The 3,046-nt window shown below is 44.8% G+C and carries 3 protein-coding genes; all 3 read right to left on the bottom strand.

The window, feature by feature from the left end:
• Window positions 1–137: 137 nt before the first annotated feature.
• On the bottom strand, window positions 138–542 hold the full coding sequence (locus QUB52_RS28880) for a CpeR family transcriptional regulator (protein ID WP_332975652.1): 405 nt from the start codon (window positions 540–542) through the stop codon (window positions 138–140).
• A 282-nt stretch (window positions 543–824) separates the two neighbouring features.
• Window positions 825–1,577 carry a phycobilisome rod-core linker polypeptide gene (locus tag QUB52_RS28875; protein WP_332975653.1) on the bottom strand — a complete coding sequence of 251 codons (753 nt, stop codon included), beginning with the start codon at window positions 1,575–1,577 and terminating at the stop codon, window positions 825–827.
• A 175-nt stretch (window positions 1,578–1,752) separates the two neighbouring features.
• Window positions 1,753–2,613 carry a phycobilisome linker polypeptide gene (locus QUB52_RS28870; RefSeq protein WP_332975654.1) on the bottom strand — a complete coding sequence of 287 codons (861 nt, stop codon included), beginning with the start codon at window positions 2,611–2,613 and terminating at the stop codon, window positions 1,753–1,755.
• Window positions 2,614–3,046: the final 433 nt, after the last annotated feature.

The following is a 3,046-nucleotide window of genomic DNA, read 5'->3' as shown; positions in this document are numbered from 1 at the left end:
CCTCGTCTCACCGCGTCTTTCATCCCACACTAATCGAAGCGATATAATGTGGGGATTCCCGTCTGTTTAGCTAAAAATCAGGATGCCACCAACAGGAAACAACAATGCTGCAACAATGCTAACCAGTGTCAGCCAGATCAAGAGCTGGGATCGAACCTAGTCTGGAAACTACCATATTTAAACCAGTATTGCTTGAGGTTGTGACAAGGGGTATGCAAACTGGCTTTGGCACGATATAGAATGACTTGACGGTGATCGCCCATCCAAATTTTGTCGATCGGCAGAACCGAGATTAATGTTCCTCCTAAAGCGGTAATCGACTCTGTAAATCGCTCAATAGCGCTATAGTCTATAGTTTCAAAGATGTAAAAATTGCCAGAACAAATTAAATGACGGCTGCGAATCCAGCATTGCAACTTTTTTTCGGCTTGTGGTGGCAACATTCTAATACGATTGAGTGTAATACTCATGGTCGATCGGAAAAATGTGATGAGGATTTCAGATTTAATTTTGTCAAGCCAGTTGATCGATATAGTTGACATTCTCCCGAATTGGTTATGCTAAATTAGGGATTTTTTTTAAGCATCTCAAGATGATGTAATACCAGTTATCCAAAATTATACAACATTAATAACGGTAGGTCGATGCTAGGATATCGACCCAACGAAGTAGATTGTAGCATTCTTTTTGGGAACTGGTATAGCATCAATTTTTTTTCCAATTTTTTGGAGATTTAGAGATAGCTGAATATATTTAGAGAGGTTAGAAAAAACTCCCTAAATATGACTTCAATCCATCTATTAAACCTCTTATCTTTGTTGGATTTAGATAATTTCGGTGATGCTCACAATTTTGCCAGAGGTGCGATTGATCCGCTGAATTTGCGGACTCATATTGTCTCCTGCCACAATGTATGTCGTGTTACTGCGGCGCCGAGGTCTGTCGAACTTTGACCCTGTTACCACAATTTTGAACATTTTTTCGGGTGCGGCATAAGCGCCTCCTCGACTGGTTGATGGCTTGATGACGTTGGCGCTGTTGGTGGCAACTGCGTAGACTAACTGAGATGCTTTGACGGCACTGTCGATTTGGGCGAAACCCCGATCGAGCAGCGACATCCGGTTGTAACCTAGTTGCTTGGTATTTGCTTCGCTGCTTCTGCCTCGGTAATAGGGCACAACGTTTTCACCAAAAGCGGTTTGATACTCGTCGCTGTCGAGATATGAGTCAATTTCGGCATCGTAGCCTTGCTCAACACAGCAGATAATGTGTTCAGAAATTTCTGTTTGATCTTGGGGCGCACGACCTAGCAGGTGCAGGAAATTGAGTTCGACAAATCGGTAGGGAGCGCACTTTTGAAAATAGCGAGTGCTGTAGAAATCAGATTTAGCGACCAATCGCACAAATTCACGGACGGAGATGCTGCGATCGCTCAATTGAGATTCCGCACTTACAAACCGTTCGCTTTCCATCACATGGGGATTACCCAAAACCTGCTTGTAGACGGCGCGAATCACAGCTTGCACCTCATCTACACCGCTGGTTTGCCACAGTTCACATTTTGTCGAATCTGTCATTGCAATTAATCTCCTTTACAGATAGTTGGTAGTACAGCACTTACACGCGTTTCGTTAAAAACCGGGTTTTTGAGAACCCTTTGTTACAGCCCACTTCAAAGGGAAAAATCAGTTTTATGAACGTTTTGATGCGTGATTCTTGATAGTTTTAGGTCAGAATTTGACCAGAATTTGACTACACAGAGGTGATACTAGCGATCGTCCCGCCTTGTTTATGAATCCGTTGATAGGTTTCGGATAGCTCGTTAAACGACACCAGGTAAACTTGGTTGCTGCGGCGAAACTTGGAAATCCGATTCACCACATTGGCGCGATAGCCGGTAACTTCAATGCGGTAGACTTTCCCGTTTTCATCCGATCCAGCGCCATGACGAGTCCGAGCACTACCGGAGGGATTGCGGAATGTCGATCCACTGCTGGCTGGAGAAATTACGGCGGTTGGAGTGTTCTGAATTACTAGGGAATTCAAACGTGGACTCTTACCTGCCAGATTGCCCTTCAAGCTGCTGCTGGAAGCACCTCGCACCAACTCGAAGGTATGGGTAAACTGCACCATGCTTTGGCAAGCTTCGGTTTTGTATCCCCGGATGTAGGGAACAATGTCATCTCCAAACGTATTCTGGTATTCATCGCTATCCAGATAAGAATCGATCTCAGCCTCAAAGCCCTGGGTATCCAGAATGGTACTTTTGCTCCGCATTTCTTCGAGATCCAGGGGAGGGCGACCAAGTAGATGTCTGAAGTTGAGTTCGATCGCCCGATAACGAGCACAACTGTTGAAAAATCGCGATCGATACAAGTCAGACTTGGCCACCTGCCGCACAAACTCCCGTACCGTTAGTTCATCGCGTTTAAACTGCGACTCAGGAACGGTGAGACGTTCGCTTTCCATGACATAGGCATTTCCCAAAACTTGTCGGTACACTGCCTGAATGATGCTTTCAAGGTCTTCATTTGAGTTGCCTGTAACCCGCTCGATTGGTGGGGTTTCATCAAACAGGCTGACTCCCAATCTTGAAGCTGGTCCAAAAGCCATGTAACACTAATCTCCCAAATTAACTATCAAGTGGGTGGGAGAATTTACCCCATCCAAGTGCTGATGCCACCCAGAATTACATATAATAAGTAAAGAAATGAGTCAGAAAATGGTAAAGAAATCGGAAAGATTCTCAATAAGTAATAAATTGTGATTTTTTGCAATATTTGTTAAGAAAGCTTTTGTCAATGATTTCTGAGCGTCCCTTGGGTCAAAACTTGTTGACATCTCGATCGCAAATCGGTACAACTTGGGGCCCAAATGCGAATAAGATGTTGAGGAGCCAGCCATGCCGATCGCCTTAGCCCTATTTACATTAGGTCGATCGGGTTCGCTAACTCAATCTTTTCTAAAAGTCAACTAGAACAGCAGGATTCCCCCACCATACCGCCTCGGTTGGTGGCGGGATGAATGCGGGTGAGGCTTGCGATTG

The sequence above is a fragment of the Microcoleus sp. A6-C6 genome (assembly GCF_036705955.1).
Taxonomy (GTDB): Bacteria; Cyanobacteriota; Cyanobacteriia; order Cyanobacteriales; family Microcoleaceae; genus Microcoleus.
This window is presented reverse-complemented; position numbering and strand designations above follow the sequence as displayed.

What these genes read in the sequence shown, in the direction of transcription:
- QUB52_RS28875 (WP_332975653.1), bottom strand. Translation starts at nt 1,577, where the DNA reads ATGACAGATTCGACAAAATGTGAACTGTGGCAAACCAGCGGTGTAGAT.
- QUB52_RS28870 (WP_332975654.1), bottom strand. Translation starts at nt 2,613, where the DNA reads ATGGCTTTTGGACCAGCTTCAAGATTGGGAGTCAGCCTGTTTGATGAA.
- QUB52_RS28880 (WP_332975652.1), bottom strand. Translation starts at nt 542, where the DNA reads ATGTCAACTATATCGATCAACTGGCTTGACAAAATTAAATCTGAAATC.